Source organism: Caulobacter sp. ALps2, from assembly GCF_058681635.1.
The window spans coordinates 1,637,437-1,655,987 of the sequence record NZ_CM178743.1; the positions used below are offsets into that span (position 1 = coordinate 1,637,437).

An 18,551-nucleotide genomic window follows, 5' to 3' on the forward strand; every position below is an offset into this window, starting at 1 on the left:
CGCAATTTCAGCTATCAAGCGTAGGTATGAGCGAGCCGTCGGACGCCGAGCGTCACCCCAATCCCGTCGATCTGCATGTGGGCGCCCGGATCCGCATGCGCCGAAAGATTCTGGGTGTCAGCCAGGAGCGGCTGGCCGAGGACCTGGGTCTGACCTTCCAGCAGATCCAGAAGTACGAGCGCGGGGCCAATCGGGTCAGCGCCAGCAAGCTCTACGAGATCGCCAAGAGCCTGCAGTCGTCGGTCGGCTATTTCTTCGAAGGCCTGGCCGATCCGACCGCCGAGGGCGTGGCCGAGACGGGCGAGCCCTTCGTCCACGACTTCCTGATGACCTCGGAAGGCCTGGAGCTGGCCGCGCTGTTCCCGAAGATCAGCCGCGCCAAGGTCCGCCGCCGGATCCTGGAGCTGGTCCGGTCGATGGCCGAGGAAGAGGCGAACGTCGGCGAAGAGGATTGATCTGGATCGCTTAAAGCGGCCCCAGGTTCTCTCGCCTTGATCGTATAAACATATCTTTATATGGTTCCGGTCTAATTGGACGCCGAACTGGGCGCCCGTGCGCGTCCGCGCATCCTCAAGGCCGGAGCTGTCTCTTGAACCGTTCGTCCTACATCTTCACCAGCGAGAGCGTTTCCGAGGGCCATCCCGACAAGGTCGCCGACCGCATCAGCGACACCGTCGTCGACGCCTTCCTGACGGTCGACCCGGAAGCCCGCGTGGCCTGCGAGACCCTGGTCACCACCAACCGCGTCGTGCTGGCGGGTGAAGTCCGCGCCGGCAAGCCGGACGGCGACAAGAAGGCCAACAAGCAGCTGACCAAGGACATCCTGGGCTCGCTGGAACCCAAGGTCCGCGCGGCGATCAAGGACATCGGTTACGAGCAGAAGGGCTTCCACTGGCAGAAGGCGAAGTTCGCCAACTACCTGCACGGCCAGTCGGCGCACATCGCCCAGGGCGTGGACGCCACCGACAAGAAGGACGAGGGCGCGGGCGACCAGGGCATCATGTTCGGCTACGCCAGCACGGAGACGCCCGAGCTGATGCCGGCGACCCTGCAGTACAGCCACAATATCCTCAAGCGCCTGGCCGAGCTGCGCCACTCGGGCGAACTGTCCGAGCTGGAGCCCGACGCCAAGAGCCAGGTGACCCTGGAATATGACGGCGACGGCCGCCCGGTGCGCGTCGTCTCGATCGTCGTCAGCCACCAACACGCCAAGAAGATCGGCGGCAAGGCCGCGACCTCCAAGCGCGTGCTGGACCTGATCAAGCCTCACATCCTGCCGGTGTTCCCGGACGGCCTGCTGACCAAGAAGACCCAGTGGCTGGTCAACCCGACCGGCCGCTTCGAGATCGGCGGCCCGGACGGCGACGCCGGCGTGACCGGCCGCAAGATCATCGTCGACACCTACGGCGGCGCCTCGCCGCACGGCGGCGGCGCGTTCTCGGGCAAGGATCCGACCAAGGTCGACCGCTCGGCCGCCTATGCCTGCCGCTACCTGGCCAAGAACGTCGTGGCCTCGGGCCTGGCGGATCGCTGCACCATCCAGATCGCTTACGCGATCGGCGTCGCCAAGCCGGTGTCGTTCCATGTCGACCTGCACCACACGGGCAAGGTCGATCCGGCCGTGCTGGAAAAGATCCTGCCGCAGCTGATCGGCGGCGCCACCCCGCGCGCCATCCGCGAGCACCTGCAACTGAACCGCCCGATCTATGCCCGCACCGCGGCGTACGGACACTTCGGCCGCACGCCGGACAACGAAGGCGGCTTCTCGTGGGAGAAGACCGACCTCGTGAGCGAGCTGAAGGGCCTGGCGTAAGCCTTACCCTTCGACCCTTTCGAAACGGGCTCCGATCCTTCCCGGGTCGGAGCCCGTTTTCATTTCACGCTCAACCGATTAAGACGCCGCCCATGACTTCCCCTCCCATTCCCCACGGCCCGCTGCGCTCGTTCGGCCGCATCAAGGCGCGCCCGGTGAAGCCGCGCCAGCAGGCCCTGCTCGACACCCTGCTGCCCGAGATCGCCGTGCCCAACGGCCCGTTCCAGCCGCTGGACCTGATGCCGGGCGCCAAGGCCGTGTGGCTCGAGATCGGCTTCGGCGGCGGCGAGCACATGGCCACCCAGGCCGGCCGCAACCCCGAGACCCTGGTGATCGGCGCCGAGCCGTTCGTGAACGGCGTGGCCAGCGCCGTGCGTCACATCGAGGAACAGGCGCTGAAGAACGTCCGCGTGCACGAGGGCGACGCCCGTGATGTCGTGGACTGGCTGCCCGACGCCAGCCTGGACCGGGTGTTCATCATGTTCCCCGATCCCTGGCACAAGGCCCGCCACAACAAGCGCCGCCTGATCCAGCCGGAATTCGTCGCCCGCCTGGCCCGCGTGATGAAGCCGGGCGCGGCCCTGCGCTTCGCCACCGACTGGGCGGACTATGGCGAGTGGACGACCGAGCGGGTGCTGGCCGATCCGAACTTCCGCTTCGCCGACGAGACGGCCGACCGCGATGCGATCCCGGCCGACCACGTCACGACGCGCTACGAGGAAAAAAAGCTGGGCGACTGCGCCCCGGTGTTCCTGGACTTCGTCAGGCGGTAACGCGGGTCCAGCCCTTGACCAGCGGGACGGTCGCGCAGGCCGGCCCGCCGTCCTTGGCGCGGCCGGCGATGGTCGCTTCCAGCACGTCGCCCGAAGCGACGTCGGTCGGCAGGTCGTGCAGGTAGACCTTGAGGCGTCGCTGCCAGTCCGTCTGGTGGTCGCCCGCCGCGCGGCCCGAGGCGATGTAGGCGAACCGCCCCCGGCCGTCGGCGCGCACGAAGCCGCCGCCGGGGCGAAGGCCGTTCGGCGTCGGGGTCAGCGTAATCGGGATGTCGAAGGAGAGGTCGCCCTCGGCCCGGACCGGATCGACCGGATGGTTCTTGGCGTCCTGCTTGGAAAACACCACGCCGGGCGGCGGGTCGGCCAGGATGATCCGCAGTGTCAGATCGATCCTGGCCATGGGTCCCGCCTAGTAGGTCTCGTTGTAACGCTTGATCGCCGTACGGATGATATCGGCGGTCTCTTCAATGTCGGCCCAGCCGCTGATCTTGGTCGACTTGCCCTTTTCCAGATCCTTGTAGTGCTGGAAGAAGTGGGCGATCTGCTCGGTCAGGATGGTCGGCAGGTCACGCCAGCTGGACACGCCGGTGTAGAACGGGTGCAGCTTGTCGACCGGCACGGCCAGGATCTTTTCGTCCGAGCCGGCTTCGTCGACCATCATCAGGGTGCCGATCGGGCGGCAGCGGATGATCGCGCCCGGCACCACCGGGGTCGGGCCCACGACCATGATGTCGGCGGGGTCGCCGTCATCGGCCAGGGTGTGCGGGATGAAGCCGTAGTTGGCCGGGTAGAACATCGCCGTGTGCAGGAAGCGGTCGACCATCAGGGCGCCGCTTTCCTTGTCGATCTCGTACTTCACCGGCTCGCCGCCCTGCGGGATCTCGATGATGGCGTTGAGGTCGTAAGGCGGGTTGGCCCCGGTCGGAATCTTGGAGAGGTCCATTGTGACTCTTCGTCTTATGAGGACCGCGGGGAGGCGGCCTGCGCGGGCTGGCTTATAGGCGATAATTGCCGCGGTGCGGAAGCCGGACTCAGGAGATTTCCCGACTCCGAGTCGACAGCGCCCATCAGTTCGCCTATAAAGCGTTCTACATCGTCCGTTAGCGCTAGATGGCGCTTTCGAGCGGCGGCCGAAAGGCTGCCGCTTTTTGTTTGGCTGATCGGCGGCGAAGCTGGTCGGCCCGAATGAGTTGAGAGAACCGTGCGCGGCAAGACGCAGGAAGACCGTGATCTGATCGAACTGCTCGATCCCGTCGCCGAGAGCCTCGGCTACGAGATCGTTCGCCTTCGCCTGATGGGCGGCGCCGAGCAGCGCCGGCTGCAGATCATGGCCGAGCACCCGCTGCGGAAAGACGGCAGCGGCGGCGACATGAACGTCGAGGACTGCGCCCGCCTGTCGCGCGGCCTGTCCGAGGTGCTGGATCCCGCCGACCCGATCTCCGGCGAATACACGCTGGAAGTCTCGAGCCCCGGCATCGACCGCCCCCTGACCCGCCTGAAGGACTTCGAAGACTACGCCGGTCTGGAGGCTCGCATCGAGCTCGACCGTGTCGCCGAGGGCCGCAAGCGCTTCAAGGGCGAGCTGGCCGGTGTCGAGGACGACCAGGTGGGTTTGAACATCGAGGGCGAGGACGACGTCACCGTCTACTTCCCCTTCGCGTGGATCATCGACGCCAAGCTCGTCCTGACCGACGCCCTGATGGACCGGGGGGCCAAGCAACGGGCCGCCCGCCTGCAATCCGAAAACGACCAATCCGACAACGACGACCTGTCCGAAAGTGAAGAGGACTGACCATGGCCATCGGCATCGCCGCCAACCGACTCGAACTCCTGCAGATCGCCGACGCGGTCGCGCGTGAAAAAGGCATCGAGAAGGAAGTCGTCATCGAGGCCATCGAGGACGCGCTCCAGAAGGCCGCTCGCGCCCGCTACGGCGCCGAGCACGACATCCGCGTCAAGATCGACCCGCGTACGGGCGAGACGACGCAGAAGCGCGTGATCGAAGTCGTCGCCGACGACACCGAACTCGAAGGCGAGATCGGCAAGGTCCAGCTGTCGATCGCCAAGCGCACCTGGCGCGACGCCGAGATCGGCAAGGTCTACGAAGAGAACCTGCCGCCGTTCGAGATCGGCCGCGTCCAGACCCAGATGGCCCGCCAGGTCGTCATGCATAAGGTCCGCGAAGCCGAGCGCGAGCGTCAGCACGAAGAGTACAAGGATCGTGTCGGCGAGATCGTCAACGGCAGCGTCAAGCGTGTCGAATACGGCAACGTCATCGTCGACCTGGGCCGCGGCGAAGGCATCATGCGCCGCGACCAGTCGATCCCGCGCGAGAACTTCAACGTCGGCGACCGCATCCGCGCCTACATCTACGACGTCCGTCGCGAGACCAAGGGCCCGCAGATCATGCTGAGCCGCGCGCACGGCGGCTTCATGGCCAAGCTGTTCGCCCAGGAAGTGCCGGAAGTCTACGACGGCGTCATCGAGATCCGCGCCGTGGCCCGCGATCCGGGCTCGCGCGCCAAGATGGCCGTCATCTCGAACGACAGCTCGATCGACCCGGTCGGCGCCTGCGTCGGTATGCGCGGTTCGCGCGTGCAGGCCGTCGTGGCCGAGCTGCAGGGCGAGAAGATCGACATCATCCAGTGGTCGGAAGACGAGGCCACCTTCATCGTCAACGCCCTGGCCCCGGCCGAGGTGTCGAAGGTGGTGATGGACGAAGAGGACGAGCGCGTCGAAGTGGTCGTGCCGGACGAGCAGCTGTCGCTGGCCATCGGCCGCCGTGGCCAGAACGTCCGCCTGGCCTCGCAGCTGACCGGCTGGCAGATCGACATCATGACCGAAAGCCAGGAAAGCGAGCGCCGCCAGCGCGAGTTCTCCGAGCGCACGTCGCTGTTCCAGGAAGCCCTGGATGTCGACGAAGTCATCGCCCAGCTGCTGGTCACCGAAGGCTTCGCCGCGGTGGAAGACGTGGCGTTCGTCGAGCCGCATGAAATCGCTTCGATCGAAGGCTTCGACGAGGAGACGGCCGAGGAACTGCAGGCCCGCGCCCGCGAATTCCTCGACAAGGAAGCCGCCGCCCTGGACGCCAAGCGTCTGGAACTGGGTGTCGCCGACGAGGTCCTGGCCGTCGAGGGCGTGACCCTGGCCATGGCCGTGGCCCTGGGCGAAGGCGACGTGAAGACGGTGGAAGACCTGGCCGGTCTGGTCCCCGACGACATGCGCGGCTGGTTCGAGAACAAGGGCGGCGAGCGCGTGCGCGAGCCGGGCATCCTGGAAAGCTTCAACCTGTCGCCGGAAGACGCCGAGGCGCTGATCATGCGCGCTCGTATCGTCATGGGCTGGGTCGAGGCCCCGCCGGAACCGGAATACGAGCCGGAAGCCGAATACGAAGGCGAATACGAGGGTGAACCCGAAGAGGTCGCCGAAGACGTCGCCGAAGATGCCGCCTCTGGGGACGCCGCTACCGAGGAAGCCGCCGAGGTCGCTTCGGAAGACGCCGCCACGGAAGAAGAAGCCTAAGGGCCTCCGACGAACGCGTGACGGCCTCGCGGAGCGATCCGCGGGGCCGTTCGCCATTGTGGACCGTTGCTAGCCAAGCGAGACATGACCGAAGCCGCCACGCCCAAGACCCACGCCGAAGCCAACCGCCTGCGCAAGGACATCGTCCTGGGCGAGGCGACGGACGAGGCGCGCCTGGTCCGCTTCGTGGCGGGGCCGGACGGCGTGGTCACGCCCGACGTGGCGAGAAAGCTCCCAGGCCGGGGCATCTGGGTCGCCGCCGACCGGGACTCGATCACGACCGCCGCCAAGAAGGGCCTGTTCTCACGCGCGGCCAAGACCAAGCTGACCGCCCCCGCCGACCTAGCCGACCAAGTCGAGGCCCTGCTGGTCCGCCGGATCCTGGACAGCCTGGGTCTTGCGCGGAAGGCGGGGACCATTATCTCAGGCTTCGAAAAGGTGGTCGCGGCCCTGGGGACGGGTCAGGTCGCCTGGCTGATCGAGGCGTCCGACGCGGCCGCCGACGGTCGCCGAAAGATCCTGAACGCCGCCCGAAAGGCCCCGACAGCGCCCCGTTTGCTGGGCGCATTCAATTCGGATGAATTGAGTTTGGCCTTGGGCGGGGAGAATGTGATACACACCGCACTCCTTGCCGGGCGCGGCATCGAACGTTGGGCCTTGGATGTCGAACGTTTGTCAGGTTTCCGCCCGCTTTTGCCTCCCGAATGGTCGGCGAACGGACGCGAGGATGGCTAGAGGCCTTTCCGCCGTCGGCGGGTGAGGGCTCTTATGAAAGAGGGCGAGCCTGTTCGCCCGGGTTGGCCGGCCGATCGAAACAGGCTCTAGGGTTTTTGCATCCCACCGGGGAACCGCCGGTGCGATGGAAAAGCTCTAGAATCTTTGATGTTGGACGCGGCTATTCGGGTCGCGTTCGTGAGCGAAGGGTCGGGAAACGCGCTTCCTTTTTGGAGGTACGTCCAGGCCCCTTTCTCACATGGAACGAACGGTTTTTTAGCCGGGTACCGCCCGGCGGAAGTACAAGCGAGCGCATGAGCGACGAAAACGAAAACGGCCGTCCCGGCAATCGACCCCCGATGACGCTGAAGCCCCGCCAGGGCTCGGTGAGCGCTGGAGTCGTGAAGCAGAGCTTCAGCCACGGCCGGACCAAGACGGTGGTTGTGGAAACCAAACGCACGCGTCCTCACGCGCCCGCGTCCGGCAATCTTGCCGCGCCGTCTTCGGCAGAGCGTCGCCATACGCCGGACGCCCCGGCTCCGCGCCCGCAGCAGTCGCAAGGCGGCGGTGGCGGCGGTTCGGCTGGCGGCCTGTCGCAGGAAGAACTGCGCGCCCGTCAGCGCGTCGTCGACGCCGCTCGCGAAAACCAAGCCCGCCAAGCCGCCGATCAGGCCGCCGCCGAAGCCCGCGCCCGCGCCGCTCAGGAAGCCGCCCAGCGCGAAGCCGCCGCCAAGGCCGCGGCCGAACGCGCCGCCGCCGCCCCGGCTCCTGCTCCTGCTCCTGCTCCCGCCGCTCAGGCTCCGGCCGCGCCCGCCGCGCCGGTGACCCCGCCGCCGGCGGCGGCCGCCCCGGCTCCGCGCCCCGTCGCCCCGGCTCCGGCCCCGGCCGCGCCGCGCGCCGAGGCTCCGCGCCAGGATGCGCCCCGTCACGAAGGTCCTCGCCATGAGGGCCCGCGTCACGACGGCCCCCGTCATGATGGTCCGCGTGGTCAGGCCGCGCCCGGCCAGACCCGCACCTACGAGCCCAGCCGCGAGCGCCGCGACGATCGTCCCAGCACGACGACCTATCGCCCGGCCCCGCAAGGCGACCGCCCGTTCAACCAACGCGCGCCGCGTCCCGACGCCGGCGCCAATTTCGGCCAACGGGCGCCGCGCCCCGAGGGTGACCGTCCGCGCGGTCCGCGCCCCGAGGGTGATCGTCCGCAAGGCGATCGCGGCGGCTATCGTGGCGACCGCCCCCAAGGCGGCGACCGTGGTGATCGTCCGCAAGGCGACCGTCCGCAGCAGACCGTCCGCTATTCGGCCCTCGCGCCGCGTCCGGCCCCGGGCGCGCGTGGTCCTGGCGGTCCGCCGCGCGGTCCGCGTCCTGGTGTTCCGGCCTCGGCTCCGGCCACGCCGGAAATCCAGCGCGCCATGCGTTCGGCCCCGCGTCCCGGTGGCGAAGTCAGCCGCCGTCCCGACGAGGATGACGATCGCCGCAAGGCCGCGAACGCCCCCAACAAGGCCGTGTCGCGCGTCAAGGGCGCGCCGCAACGCCGCGAAGGTCGCCTGACCATCCAGGCCGTGGCCGGCGACGGGGATTCCGCCGATCGGATGCGCTCGCTCGCCTCGGTCCGCCGGGCTCGCGAACGTGAAAAGGAAAAGCGCCGCGGCGGCGTGGCCGAACAGGCCCGTGTCGCGCGTGAAGTGGTCATTCCCGACGTCATCACCGTGCAGGAACTGTCCAACCGGATGGCCGTGCGCGGCGTCGACATCATCAAGTTCCTGATGCGTCAGGGCGTGATGCTGAAGATCAACGACGTCATCGACAACGACACCGCCGAGCTGGTGGCCACCGAGTTCGGCCACACCGTCAAGCGCGTGTCGGAAGCCGACGTCGAAGAAGGCTTCATCGGCGCCGAGGACATCGACGATCACATGGAGCCGCGACCCCCGGTCGTGACGATCATGGGTCACGTCGACCACGGCAAGACCAGCCTGCTCGACGCCCTGCGCTCCACGGACGTGGCGGCCGGCGAACACGGCGGCATCACCCAGCACATCGGCGCCTATCAGGTTCGCCTGAAGGACGGCCAGCGCGTGACGTTCCTCGACACGCCCGGCCACGCCGCGTTCTCGTCGATGCGCGCCCGCGGCGCCAACATCACCGACATCGTCGTGCTGGTGGTGGCCGGTGACGACGGCGTCATGCCCCAGACGATCGAGGCGATCAAACACGCCAAGGCCGCCGACGTGCCGATCATCGTCGCCGTCAACAAGATGGACAAGCCGGGCTCGGATCCGACCCGCGTGGTCAACGAGCTGCTGCAGCACGAGATCGTCGTCGAAAGCCTGGGTGGCGACACCCAGATCATCGAGGTCTCGGCCAAGGCCCGCACCGGCCTGGACGAGCTGCTGGAAGGCATCCTGCTGCAGGCCGAAGTGCTGGACCTGAAGGCCAATCCCGACCGCAGCGCCGACGGCGTCGTGATCGAGGCCAAGCTGGACAAGGGCCGCGGCGCGGTCTCGACCGTCCTGGTCAACCGCGGCACGCTGAAGCGCGGCGACATCGTCGTCGCCGGCAGCCAGTGGGGCCGCGTCCGCGCGCTTCTCAACGAGCGCAACGAGCAGCTGACCGAAGCCGGTCCCGCCACCCCGGTCGAGATCCTCGGCCTGGACGGCGTGCCTTCGCCGGGCGACGCCATCGCCGTGGTCGAGAACGAAGCCCGCGCTCGCGAGCTGACCGAGTACCGCATCCGCCTGAAGCGCGAGAAGTCGTTGGCCCCGGTGGGCGCCGGCGCTTCGATGGCCGACATGATGGCCAAGCTGCAGGACAAGAAGCTGAAAGAGCTTCCGCTGATCATCAAGGCCGACGTGCAAGGTTCGGCCGAGGCGATCATCGGTTCGCTGGACAAGATGGCCACCGACGAGGTCCGCGCGCGGATCATCCTGTCGGGCGCCGGCGCGATCAGCGAAAGCGACGTCATGCTGGCCAAGGGCGCCGGCGCGCCGGTCATCGGCTTCAACGTCCGCGCCTCGGCGCAGGCGCGAGCCCTGGCCGAACGCGAAGGGGTCGAGATCCGCTACTACGCGATCATCTACGACCTGCTGGACGACATCAAAGGCGTGCTCTCGGGCATGCTGGCCCCGATCCAGCGCGAAACCTTCCTCGGCAACGCCGAGGTCCTGCAGGCCTTCGACATCTCGAAGATCGGCAAGGTCGCCGGCTGTAAGGTCACCGAAGGCGTGGTCCGCAAGGGCGCCAAGGTCCGGATCATCCGCCAGGACATCGTCGTCCTGGAACTGGGCACCCTGGCGACGCTCAAGCGCTTCAAGGACGAGGTCAACGAAGTCCCGGTCGGCCAGGAGTGCGGCATGCTGTTCGCCGGCTTCCAGGACATCAAGGTCGGCGACACCATCGAGTGCTTCACCGTCGAAGAGATCAAGCGCCAGCTCGACTAGGGCCGCCGCGAAATCGAAAGTCAGGGGGCGCGGATCGCAAGGTCCGCGCCCTTTGTCGTTGGGGGCTCGTGAACCCAGACTGGAAATCGCCCCATTCCGGGGGTACCCATTCCGCATGCGTATCAAGGCTCTTCTTGCTCTGACCGTCGCCGCCGCCTCGCTCGGGGCCTGCGCGACCGCGACCCGTTACGACGCCGCCGGCGACGTGCACGCCCTGCTGATCGCCATCCGCGACAACGACCGGGCGACCTTCGACGCCCATGTCGACCGGCGGGCGCTGAAGTACCAGATCGAGTCGCGCCTGATGGAAGAGGCTCGTCAGCGCGGCGGGCAGAGCAATGGCGTCATGGCCCTGGCCGCCCTGGCGGCGGGCCCACTGGCCGATGTCGCTGGCGAGGCGCTGATCCGGCCTGAGACCTTCCACGCCGCCGCCAATTATTACGGCTACACGCCCGACCGTCCGATCCCGGGCCGCATCGCCATCGCCAGCACCTTGCGTCCGGTCGGCGACGGCCGGGTCTGCGCGGCCAAGAAGGACGGACCCTGCCTGCTGACCTTCAGCCTGGAAGGCGACCGCTGGCGCCTGTCGGGCTTTGATCCTCAAGCCGCGAACCTGCACTTCAAGCGATGAAGCAAGCCATCTGGGGGGGCGTGGCCCTGGCCCTGCTGGCAGTGACGACTGCCCGGGCCGAGACGCGGATGTTCTCGTACGACCCGATCTCGCCGGACGCCAAGCGGCTGACGGGCGCCGGCGTGACGATCCTGTTCAACCAGGGCCTGTTGGGCTCGGGCCGGCCGGTCAAGGTGCTGGCCACCGGCGTGCCGGCCGAGGCGCGGCTTAGGGACGGACGCCAGAAGGACCTCGGCCCCGGCGGCCTCGCCGCCATGGACGGCGTCGACGCCGACGCCATGCTGTTCGAGGTCGACGCCAAGGCCGCCCAGGGCAAGGTCTATGTCCGCGCCTTCTGTCCCGGCTCGACGCGGCTGTGGCTGTCGTTCAGCACCATCGCGATCCGCCGCGACCTGCGCATCCAGGCGTTTGGCGATGATCCCAAGGCTGAAGCCCCGAATGGGGAGAAGAAGGCTCGCCTGTGCGGCACGCTGGACTTCTCGTATCGCGGCGAATGGCGGCTGCCCAAGAACCGCGCGCCCGATCCGATGAGCGACTGGACCGACAGTCCCCAGCACCCGGACACGACCAACTAGATAATTTTTCGCCGGTCGTGTCGCATCCGACCGGCCTCCCGCGTCTTTGAAGAGAGGAACGGGAGATGGGTGATGCGCTTCATGGTGCTTCTGAAGGTCGAGGCCCAGCCTGGTCTCGAACTGAACCGGGCGATGCGGGCCTATGACGCCGAACTGGTCCGGGCCGGGGTGGCCGACCGGACCAGGCTGTCGGCCCGGGGCGCGCGCACCGCGCCGGAAGCGACCCTGACGGGCGAGGGCCGCACCGTCGCCGGCTTTTGGGTCTTCGACCTCGACTCCCGCGAGGACGCCGCCGCCTGGGTGCGCCGCTGCCCCGCGCCGGCTGATGGCTCGTCCGAGATCGAGATCCGCCTGCTGCTCGAACCCGGCGACCTCTCCGAGCGCCCGGTCCAAGGCCGGCCCCGTCCTGCCTGGGAGCGGGCGATGGCGTTCTGATCCCACGCGGTCTAGCCTTCCCGAAACAAAGAGGGGGCGGGCATGGTCAACGATGTGCTGGCGGGGTTCGAGCGGTTCGCGTTCGACGACGGGCGCTGGACGCGCGAGGTCTTCCGCATCGGCGCGGGGCCGGCGGTGATCGTCATCCACGAGGTGCCCGGCCTGCATCCAGGCGTGCTGGCCTTCGCCCGCGACCTGGCCGACGCTGGCCTGACCGCCTTCTGCCCCAGCCTGTTCGGCCAGCCCGCCAAGCCGGTCACCCGGGGCTACGCGATCGGCGAGATCTTCAAGAACATCTGCGTGCGCCGCGAGTTCGTCGCCCTGAAGGACGGCCGCTCCAGCCCGATCGTCGACTGGCTGCGGGCGCTGGCCCGCCAGGCCCACGCCGAATGCGGCGGCAAGGGCGTCGGCGCGGTCGGCATGTGTTTCACCGGCGGCTTCGCCCTGGCGATGATGACCGAGCCTTCGGTCGTGGCGCCCGTGATGTCCCAGCCGTCGCTGCCGCTGAACAAGCCCGGTGGCCTGGACTGTTCGGCGTCGGAACTGGCCTGCGCCAGGAAGCGGTTCAAGGACGAGGACCTGTCGCTTTTGGCCCTGCGTTTTTCCTCCGACCGACTGGCGCCCAACGCCCGCTTCGAACGCCTGAAGGCCGAGTTCGGCGACAAGGTCGAGGTGGTCGAGCTGGACGACGAAGACGCCGCGCCCGGCGTGCCCATGGCCCCGCACTCGGTGCTGACCCTGCACCTGCATCGCTCGGCCCCCGACAGCGGCAGCATGCGGGCCCGCGACAAGGTGATCGCGTTCTTCAAGGCGCGGGTGGGGGCGTAAGGCTGGACTTCCGGGCCCGACAGGCCTAGACACCCCGCCTTCCGATTTTCCCCGCGCACCGGCGTTCGATCCGCCGGCCGGGCCGCAAGGATACCGCGCCATGAAGCGCACTACCGAGACCAAGAAGAGCGCCCCGACGGGGCCTTCGCAACGCCAGCTGCGCGCCGGCGAGCTGATCCGCCACGCCCTGGTCGATGTCTTCCGCGAGGAAGGCCTGGCCGATCCGGTCCTGGTCGGCGTCTCGATCACCGTCTCCGAAGTGCGGATGAGCCCGGACCTGCGGCACGCCGTCTGTTTCGTCGAACCGCTGGGCGCCGGCCTGAGGGGCGAGGCGGGCCGCAAGGACGAGGACATCGTCGAGGTCATCAAGGCCCTGAACCGGGGAGCGAGCTTCCTGCGCGGGCGCCTGGGCAAGCTAATCGACATGAAGTTCACGCCCGACCTGAAGTTCATTCACGACGAGAGCTTCGGCGCCGCGGCCCATATGGACCGGCTGTTCGACGACCCGCGCGTGCGGCAGGACGTTCGTACCCTCGCGGACGTCGCCGGCGAAGACGACGAGGACTGAGGCATGGCCCGCCGCAAGAAGGGCGACGCCGTCTCGGGCTGGCTGTGCCTGGACAAGCCCTACGACCTGACCTCGACCACGGCCGTTTCCCGCGTGCGCCGGGCGTTCAACGCCCAGAAGGGCGGCCATGCCGGCACGCTGGACCCCCTCGCGACGGGCATCCTGCCGATCGCCCTGGGCGAGGCGACCAAGACCGTCCCGTTCCTGATGGACGCCGACAAGGCCTACCGCTTCACCATCGCCTGGGGGCGGGACACCACCACCCTGGACCGCGAGGGCGAGACCACCGGGACCTCCGACGTGCGTCCGACCCGCGAGCAGGTGGAAGCCGCCTTGCCGGCCTTCATCGGCGAGGTCGACCAGATCCCGCCGAACTTCTCGGCCATCAAGGTCGACGGCGAGCGCGCCTATGACCTGGCCCGCGACGGGGTCGAGTTCGAGTTGCCGACCCGGAAAGTGAAGATCTTCGACCTGAAGGTCGTGGCGCGGCCCGACGCGGACCACGTCACCCTGGAGATGGAATGCGGCAAGGGCACCTATGTCCGCGCCGTGGTCCGCGACCTGGCCAAGGCGCTGGGAACCTGTGGCCACGTCGCCGAGCTGCGCCGCACCCGGGTGGGCGGGTTTACCGAGGCGACCTCGATATCGCTGGAAACTCTCGAGAATTTGAGCTATGAGGCCCGGCTGTCGGAGGCATTGCTTCCGGTCGAGACCGCGCTGGACGACATCCCGGCGTTGGCCGTGACCGACGAAGACGCCTTTCGACTTGCACAGGGACGCGCCATCGTCCTGCTCCCAAGGCAGGTGGAAACGCTGAAAACCGAGCTCACGCCCGGTGATCGCACCGTTTCCGCCATGTCGGGGGATCGGCTGGTGGCCTTGTGCGAGATGCGCGCCGGGAAGCTCAATCCGGTGCGGGTCTTCCAACTCACCTGAGCGGAGACAACCCGATGTCGATCACCATCGAGCGCAAGAGCGCGCTCATCGCCGAACACGCCCGCACCACTGGCGACACCGGCAGCGCTGAAGTCCAGGTCGCGATCCTCTCGGAGCGCATCTCGAACCTGACCGAGCACTTCAAGACGCACAAGAAGGACAACCACAGCCGTCGTGGCCTGCTGAAGCTGGTTTCCCAGCGTCGCCGGCTTCTCGACCACCTGAAGAAGTCCGACGTCGCCCGTTACCAGTCCCTGATCGAAAAGCTGGGTCTGCGTCGCTAAGGCACTAGGTCCGCCGCCCCGCTCACGCGGGGCGGCGGATCGCGTATTTGGAGCCCGGCGGTCGAGACAGGCCGTTCGTCGGGATCCCAAGGCGGTTCGGCCCATTCCTTTCGGGGAGCTCGGCCAGAACCGTTCGTCCGTCCGAGGGTTCACGTCCTCAAACCCGCCTGTCGAACTGGATGAGGATCATCGGGCCGGCTCCCAACAGCTCTTCAAGCTGAAGCCGTCCTTCCCTGTCCGCCCCGACGAGAATCCGCTCGCGGGAACCGAAAGACGAAAAATGTTCGATATCAAGCGCAAGACGATCGAGTGGGGCGGCAAGACGCTGGTCCTCGAAACCGGTCGCATCGCCCGTCAAGCCGACGGCGCCGTTCTGGCCACCATGGGCGAAACCGTCGTCCTGGCCACCGCCGTGTTCGCCAAGACCCAGAAGCCGGGCCAGGACTTCTTCCCGCTGACGGTCAACTATCAGGAAAAGACCTTCGCGGCCGGCAAGATCCCCGGCGGCTTCTTCAAGCGTGAGGGCCGTCCGTCGGAAAAGGAGACCCTGGTCTCCCGCCTGATCGACCGTCCGATCCGCCCGCTGTTCGTCAAGGGCTTCAAGAACGAAGTCCAGGTCGTCGTCACCGTGCTGCAGCACGACCTCGAGAACGATCCCGACATCCTGGGCATGGTCGCCGCCTCGGCCGCCCTCGTCCTGTCGGGCGCCCCGTTCATGGGCCCGATCGGCGCGGCCCGCGTCGGCTGGATCAATGACGGCTACGTGCTGAACCCGACGCTCGACGAGCTGAAGGAAAGCAAGATGGACCTCGTCGTCGCCGGCACCACCGACGCGGTGATGATGGTCGAAAGCGAAATCCAGGAGCTCTCGGAAGAGATCGTGCTGGGCGGCGTCAACTTCGCCCACCAGCAGATGCAGACCGTGATCGACGCGATCATCGAGCTGGCCGAGCATGCCGCCAAGGAGCCCTTCGCGTTCGAGCCGGAAGACACCGACGCGATCAAGGCCGAGATGAAGGGCCTCGTCGGCGCCGACATCGCCGCCGGCTACAAGATCACCAAGAAGCAAGACCGCTACGAAGCGATCGGCGCCGCCAAGAAGAAGGCCGTCGCGGCCCTCGGCCTGTCGGACACCAACCCGGCCGGCTACGACCCGCAAAAGCTGGGCGCGATCTTCAAGGAACTGGAAGCCGACGTCGTGCGTCGCGGCATCCTGGACACCGGCCTGCGCATCGACGGCCGTGACGTCCGCACCGTCCGTCCGATCCTGGGCGAAGTCGGCATCCTGCCGCGCACCCACGGTTCGGCCCTGTTCACCCGCGGCGAAACCCAGGCGATCGTGGTCGCCACCCTGGGCACCGGCGACGACGAGCAGTTCATCGACGCCCTGGAAGGCACCTATAAGGAATCCTTCCTGCTGCACTACAACTTCCCTCCCTACAGCGTCGGTGAAACCGGCCGTATGGGCAGCCCGGGCCGCCGCGAAATCGGCCACGGCAAGCTGGCCTGGCGCGCCCTGCGCCCGATGCTGCCGGCCAAGGAAGACTTCCCCTACACGATCCGCCTGGTCTCGGAGATCACCGAGTCGAACGGTTCGTCCTCGATGGCCACGGTCTGCGGTTCGTCGCTGGCCATGATGGACGCCGGCGTGCCGCTGATCCGTCCGGTCTCGGGCATCGCCATGGGCCTGATCCTGGAAAAGGACGGCTTCGCGGTTCTGTCGGACATCCTGGGTGACGAAGATCACCTGGGCGACATGGACTTCAAGGTCGCCGGCACCAGCGAAGGCCTGACCTCGCTGCAGATGGACATCAAGATCGCCGGCATCACGCCCGCGATCATGGAGCAGGCCCTGGCCCAGGCCAAGGAAGGCCGCGCTCACATCCTCGGCGAAATGAACAAGGCCATGGACGCTCCGCGTGAAGACGTGGGCGACTACGCGCCGAAGATCGAGACCATCACCATCCCGACCGACAAGATCCGTGAAGTGATCGGTTCGGGCGGCAAGGTGATCCGCGAGATCGTCGCCACCACCGGCGCCAAGGTCGACATCAACGACGAAGGCACGGTCAAGGTCTCGGCTTCGGACGGCGCCAAGATCAAGGCTGCGATCGACTGGATCAAGTCGATCACCGACGAAGCCGAAGTGGGCAAGATCTACGACGGCAAGGTCGTGAAGGTCGTCGATTTCGGGGCCTTCGTGAACTTCTTCGGCGCCAAGGACGGCCTCGTCCACGTCAGCCAGATCAGCAACGAACGCGTCGCCAAGCCGTCGGACGTGCTGAAGGAAGGCCAGATCGTCAAGGTGAAGCTCCTGGGCTTCGACGATCGCGGCAAGACCAAGCTGTCGATGAAGGTCGTCGATCAAGAGACCGGCGAAGACCTGTCGAAGAAGGCCGAACTGGCTCCGGAAGACGCCGTCAACACCTGAGGGTGAACGGCTCTCCGAGCTGAGTGACTAGCGAGCGGGCGGTTCCGAAAGGGGCCGCCCGTTTTGCGTTTTGGGGTTGCCGTTGTTCTCCATTTGTTCCATCCTGAGTTGTGGAATGGAGATGGGCGATGGCTGACCAGGTCGTGCAATGCGGCGCCTGCCGGGTCGATGTCCGTGTTGTGCTCGCGCACGGCGGGGATGTCGTAAAATGTCCCGCTTGCGCGCGGACCGCGCCGAAGGCCGAGGCCATCCAGATGGCCCGCAGCGCCCTGATCGACGTCGTCATGCGCGATCTGCCCGAAAATCTGCGCCAGATCGTCCAGAGCAACGCGGCGCTTGGGTACAGGGCGTGCGACCGCTACGACTGGGTGCTGCGCGTGGGCAATCGACAATCAGACGCGGGAGCCGAAAGCCTCGTCCCCCCGGGTTCGGCTTCGCCAGCCCGAAGACAAGCTCAGGATGAGGCTTTCTACTGAACCGCCGTTGGCGGCCCCGCTGGCTTGAGCGCCGTCCATCGAGGTGCGCGACGACGCACCTGTGCCCAAGCACGAGAGCCTCTGGCTGACTTAGCGAGTGGGCGGTTCCCGGCGCCGCCCTTTTTCGTTTCGCGTTTGGGGCCTGGCCGGCCAGGACCAGCGCCGTCTTGACTCTTATTTCGTTATTTAGCTAAATATCGATCCATGAGCGAGGTCTTCAAGGCGCTGGCCGATCCGACGCGCCGTCGCGTGCTGCAGCTGCTGCGCGAGCGGCCGATGACGGCGGGTGAGCTGGCGGGGCGCTTCTCGAGCTCGAAGGCCACGCTGTCGGCGCACTTCTCGGTGCTGCGCGAGGCTGGGCTGATCGCCGCCGACAAGCGCGGGGTGACCATCACCTACAGCCTGCGGCTCTCGGTGCTGGAAGACGCTCTGCTGGCCTTCGCCGAGACCTTCGGCATCGGCCTGGCGAGCGCGGGCGAGCTGAAGGGGGAGGCGCCTCGATGAACCGCCACGTCAGATCCGTCCTGACCCTGATCACCCTGGCGTCCCTGGTCTGCGCGGTCGGCGCCCTGGCCTGGCGCTGGCGCGAGGCGGGCGACGTCGCGGCGGTGTTCGCGGGTCCCAAGCCGGTCCGCGCCGTGATCCTTCTGGCCATGCCGTTCGTGATGGCCGGCCTCCTGGCTTTCTCGATCAACGCTCAGGCCGGCCGCGAGCCCGGTCGCTACGAAGCCGGCTTCGTAGGCCTGACCCTGATCACCCACTTCGCCCTGCTGGCGGCGATGCAGGCCTGGATGACCTTGGTCTATCTGGGCGGCGCCGTTCCCGACCGCGAATATGTCACCCGCCTGCTGGCCGCCTTCATGGGGCTGGGCATGAGCGTGCGCGGCAATTTCTTCGCCAAGCTGCCGTCGCCGCCCGAAGACGCATTGGGCGCCTGGTCGCGGACCGCGCGACGCTCGGCGATCATCCTGTTCGTCACTGGTCTGGCCTTGGCGGCCTGCGCCATTCTGCTGCCGATTTCGGGCGTGATCGCGGCCTTGGGAGGGGCGTTCTTCCTGGTGCTGATGGTCAGTCAGGCCCAGCGCAAGGCGACGGCGCGGCTCGGCGCCTAGGGGCGAATAATAG

General features: G+C 67.5%; 20 protein-coding genes. 18 read left to right on the forward strand and 2 right to left on the reverse strand.

Features of this window, described 5'->3' with window-relative positions; genetic code table 11:
• The first annotated feature begins 26 nt into the window (after positions 1–26).
• From ACW173_RS07765 to trmB, 3 genes are all read left to right on the forward strand, one after another.
• On the forward strand, positions 27–455 hold the full coding sequence (locus ACW173_RS07765; protein ID WP_492084365.1) for a helix-turn-helix domain-containing protein: 429 nt from the start codon (positions 27–29) through the stop codon (positions 453–455).
• A gap of 134 nt (positions 456–589) precedes the next feature.
• Positions 590–1,813, forward strand: a complete 1,224-nt coding sequence (gene metK, locus ACW173_RS07770) for a methionine adenosyltransferase (protein ID WP_492084367.1) — start codon at positions 590–592, stop codon at positions 1,811–1,813.
• 92 nt (positions 1,814–1,905) lie between these two features.
• Positions 1,906–2,586, forward strand: a complete 681-nt coding sequence (gene trmB, locus ACW173_RS07775) for a tRNA (guanosine(46)-N7)-methyltransferase TrmB (protein WP_492084368.1) — start codon at positions 1,906–1,908, stop codon at positions 2,584–2,586.
• On the opposite strand, the gene ACW173_RS07780 is transcribed toward trmB, so the two are convergent.
• Both ACW173_RS07780 and ppa read right to left on the reverse strand, forming a co-directional pair.
• A complete protein-coding gene (locus ACW173_RS07780) occupies positions 2,576–2,986 on the reverse strand; it encodes a DUF5990 family protein (RefSeq protein WP_492084369.1) in 411 nt (136 codons plus the stop codon). The two genes, trmB and ACW173_RS07780, sit on opposite strands and share 11 nt — an antisense overlap.
• Before the next feature lie 9 nt (positions 2,987–2,995).
• On the reverse strand, positions 2,996–3,529 hold the full coding sequence (ppa, locus tag ACW173_RS07785) for an inorganic diphosphatase (RefSeq protein ID WP_013077233.1): 534 nt from the start codon (positions 3,527–3,529) through the stop codon (positions 2,996–2,998).
• A gap of 258 nt (positions 3,530–3,787) precedes the next feature.
• Between ppa and rimP the strand changes: the two genes are divergently transcribed.
• The 15 genes from rimP (at position 3,788) to ACW173_RS07860 (ending at position 18,538) form a co-directional block, all read left to right on the forward strand.
• Entirely contained in the window at positions 3,788–4,378 is a 591-nt protein-coding gene (rimP, locus tag ACW173_RS07790) for a ribosome maturation factor RimP (RefSeq protein WP_492084371.1), read from the forward strand.
• 2 nt (positions 4,379–4,380) lie between these two features.
• On the forward strand, positions 4,381–6,108 hold the full coding sequence (nusA, locus tag ACW173_RS07795) for a transcription termination factor NusA (protein WP_492084372.1): 1,728 nt from the start codon (positions 4,381–4,383) through the stop codon (positions 6,106–6,108).
• Between the two features lie 84 nt (positions 6,109–6,192).
• A complete protein-coding gene (locus ACW173_RS07800) occupies positions 6,193–6,843 on the forward strand; it encodes an RNA-binding protein (protein ID WP_492084374.1) in 651 nt (216 codons plus the stop codon).
• Positions 6,844–7,136: 293 nt separating this feature from the next.
• Entirely contained in the window at positions 7,137–10,262 is a 3,126-nt protein-coding gene (gene infB, locus ACW173_RS07805) for a translation initiation factor IF-2 (protein WP_492084376.1), read from the forward strand.
• 115 nt (positions 10,263–10,377) lie between these two features.
• Positions 10,378–10,893: a DUF2939 domain-containing protein gene (locus ACW173_RS07810; protein WP_492084378.1), complete on the forward strand. Its 516-nt coding sequence runs from the start codon at positions 10,378–10,380 to the stop codon at positions 10,891–10,893.
• The gene (locus ACW173_RS07815; RefSeq protein WP_492084379.1) at positions 10,890–11,468 is read left to right on the forward strand and encodes a hypothetical protein; all 579 of its coding nucleotides are present in this window, start codon (positions 10,890–10,892) and stop codon (positions 11,466–11,468) included. Before ACW173_RS07810 ends, ACW173_RS07815 begins: the two co-directional genes overlap by 4 nt.
• A 72-nt stretch (positions 11,469–11,540) precedes the next feature.
• Positions 11,541–11,903 carry a YciI family protein gene (locus ACW173_RS07820; protein ID WP_492084381.1) on the forward strand — a complete coding sequence of 121 codons (363 nt, stop codon included), beginning with the start codon at positions 11,541–11,543 and terminating at the stop codon, positions 11,901–11,903.
• Positions 11,904–11,945: 42 nt separating this feature from the next.
• Positions 11,946–12,731: a dienelactone hydrolase family protein gene (locus ACW173_RS07825; RefSeq protein ID WP_492084382.1), complete on the forward strand. Its 786-nt coding sequence runs from the start codon at positions 11,946–11,948 to the stop codon at positions 12,729–12,731.
• A 100-nt stretch (positions 12,732–12,831) separates the two neighbouring features.
• On the forward strand, positions 12,832–13,299 hold the full coding sequence (rbfA, locus tag ACW173_RS07830) for a 30S ribosome-binding factor RbfA (protein ID WP_492084384.1): 468 nt from the start codon (positions 12,832–12,834) through the stop codon (positions 13,297–13,299).
• Positions 13,300–13,302: 3 nt separating this feature from the next.
• A complete protein-coding gene (gene truB, locus ACW173_RS07835; protein ID WP_492084386.1) occupies positions 13,303–14,235 on the forward strand; it encodes a tRNA pseudouridine(55) synthase TruB in 933 nt (310 codons plus the stop codon).
• 14 nt (positions 14,236–14,249) lie between these two features.
• A complete protein-coding gene (gene rpsO / locus ACW173_RS07840) occupies positions 14,250–14,519 on the forward strand; it encodes a 30S ribosomal protein S15 (protein ID WP_454713536.1) in 270 nt (89 codons plus the stop codon).
• A gap of 280 nt (positions 14,520–14,799) precedes the next feature.
• The gene (pnp, locus tag ACW173_RS07845) at positions 14,800–16,950 is read left to right on the forward strand and encodes a polyribonucleotide nucleotidyltransferase (protein WP_492084388.1); all 2,151 of its coding nucleotides are present in this window, start codon (positions 14,800–14,802) and stop codon (positions 16,948–16,950) included.
• 128 nt (positions 16,951–17,078) lie between these two features.
• Complete coding sequence (locus ACW173_RS07850; protein ID WP_492084389.1) at positions 17,079–17,426, forward strand: hypothetical protein; 348 nt, start codon at positions 17,079–17,081, stop codon at positions 17,424–17,426.
• 204 nt (positions 17,427–17,630) lie between these two features.
• Positions 17,631–17,930, forward strand: coding sequence for an autorepressor SdpR family transcription factor (locus tag ACW173_RS07855; RefSeq protein ID WP_492084391.1), 300 nt, complete (start codon positions 17,631–17,633; stop codon positions 17,928–17,930).
• The gene (locus ACW173_RS07860; RefSeq protein ID WP_492084392.1) at positions 17,927–18,538 is read left to right on the forward strand and encodes a hypothetical protein; all 612 of its coding nucleotides are present in this window, start codon (positions 17,927–17,929) and stop codon (positions 18,536–18,538) included. Before ACW173_RS07855 ends, ACW173_RS07860 begins: the two co-directional genes overlap by 4 nt.
• Positions 18,539–18,551 lie beyond the last annotated feature (13 nt).

What these genes read in the sequence shown, in the direction of transcription:
- ACW173_RS07765 (WP_492084365.1), top strand. Translation starts at nt 27, where the DNA reads ATGAGCGAGCCGTCGGACGCCGAGCGTCACCCCAATCCCGTCGATCTG.
- trmB (WP_492084368.1), top strand. Translation starts at nt 1,906, where the DNA reads ATGACTTCCCCTCCCATTCCCCACGGCCCGCTGCGCTCGTTCGGCCGC.
- ACW173_RS07780 (WP_492084369.1), bottom strand. Translation starts at nt 2,986, where the DNA reads ATGGCCAGGATCGATCTGACACTGCGGATCATCCTGGCCGACCCGCCG.
- ppa (WP_013077233.1), bottom strand. Translation starts at nt 3,529, where the DNA reads ATGGACCTCTCCAAGATTCCGACCGGGGCCAACCCGCCTTACGACCTC.
- nusA (WP_492084372.1), top strand. Translation starts at nt 4,381, where the DNA reads ATGGCCATCGGCATCGCCGCCAACCGACTCGAACTCCTGCAGATCGCC.
- ACW173_RS07800 (WP_492084374.1), top strand. Translation starts at nt 6,193, where the DNA reads ATGACCGAAGCCGCCACGCCCAAGACCCACGCCGAAGCCAACCGCCTG.
- infB (WP_492084376.1), top strand. Translation starts at nt 7,137, where the DNA reads ATGAGCGACGAAAACGAAAACGGCCGTCCCGGCAATCGACCCCCGATG.
- ACW173_RS07810 (WP_492084378.1), top strand. Translation starts at nt 10,378, where the DNA reads ATGCGTATCAAGGCTCTTCTTGCTCTGACCGTCGCCGCCGCCTCGCTC.
- ACW173_RS07815 (WP_492084379.1), top strand. Translation starts at nt 10,890, where the DNA reads ATGAAGCAAGCCATCTGGGGGGGCGTGGCCCTGGCCCTGCTGGCAGTG.
- ACW173_RS07820 (WP_492084381.1), top strand. Translation starts at nt 11,541, where the DNA reads ATGCGCTTCATGGTGCTTCTGAAGGTCGAGGCCCAGCCTGGTCTCGAA.
- ACW173_RS07825 (WP_492084382.1), top strand. Translation starts at nt 11,946, where the DNA reads ATGGTCAACGATGTGCTGGCGGGGTTCGAGCGGTTCGCGTTCGACGAC.
- rbfA (WP_492084384.1), top strand. Translation starts at nt 12,832, where the DNA reads ATGAAGCGCACTACCGAGACCAAGAAGAGCGCCCCGACGGGGCCTTCG.
- truB (WP_492084386.1), top strand. Translation starts at nt 13,303, where the DNA reads ATGGCCCGCCGCAAGAAGGGCGACGCCGTCTCGGGCTGGCTGTGCCTG.
- rpsO (WP_454713536.1), top strand. Translation starts at nt 14,250, where the DNA reads ATGTCGATCACCATCGAGCGCAAGAGCGCGCTCATCGCCGAACACGCC.
- pnp (WP_492084388.1), top strand. Translation starts at nt 14,800, where the DNA reads ATGTTCGATATCAAGCGCAAGACGATCGAGTGGGGCGGCAAGACGCTG.
- ACW173_RS07850 (WP_492084389.1), top strand. Translation starts at nt 17,079, where the DNA reads ATGGCTGACCAGGTCGTGCAATGCGGCGCCTGCCGGGTCGATGTCCGT.
- ACW173_RS07855 (WP_492084391.1), top strand. Translation starts at nt 17,631, where the DNA reads ATGAGCGAGGTCTTCAAGGCGCTGGCCGATCCGACGCGCCGTCGCGTG.
- ACW173_RS07860 (WP_492084392.1), top strand. Translation starts at nt 17,927, where the DNA reads ATGAACCGCCACGTCAGATCCGTCCTGACCCTGATCACCCTGGCGTCC.